Source organism: Streptomyces cyaneofuscatus (assembly GCF_000718135.1).
Classification (GTDB): Bacteria; Actinomycetota; Actinomycetes; order Streptomycetales; family Streptomycetaceae; genus Streptomyces; species Streptomyces cyaneofuscatus.
Genome location: NZ_JOEM01000071.1, coordinates 1 through 449 on the forward strand (window position 1 = coordinate 1; position 449 = coordinate 449).

A 449-nucleotide genomic window follows, 5' to 3' on the forward strand; every position below is an offset into this window, starting at 1 on the left:
CCGCTACCCCGTCTATCTGGACCCGACCTATTCGCCCTCCTACGGCGCCACCGGCTGGGCGAGCCCCGGATCCGGAGTGCCCACGCAGAACTTCTGGAAGAGTTCCGTCTCCTACACCGGTGACGCGGAAGTCGGTCCCAGCGGCGACGTCCAGGACGAGGCGATCAGCCTCTTCAACTTCCCCGTGACGACATCACTGAAGACGGCGAAGATCTACGGCGCCTACTTCGACATCACCGAGACCTACTCCTGGGCCTGCCACACATCGGGCCACAACCAGAAGGTCGACCTCTACGCGCCCACCAAGGTCCTGTCGTCCTCCAACGCGACCTGGAACAACTGGTCGGGGGTCCTCGGCACCCGGGTCGACCAGCAGGACTTCGCCCTGGGGTACAACAGCGGCTGCCCCGCGGGCGGCGCGCCGCCCTTCGACGTCACGAGCACCATCT

1 protein-coding gene is annotated in these 449 nt (G+C 65.9%); it reads left to right on the top strand.

From position 1 onward, the window contains the following. Nucleotides 1-449, top strand: a 449-nt coding sequence (locus tag IF17_RS01000000136915; protein WP_032773168.1) for a DNRLRE domain-containing protein, incomplete at both ends; no start/stop codon positions are given.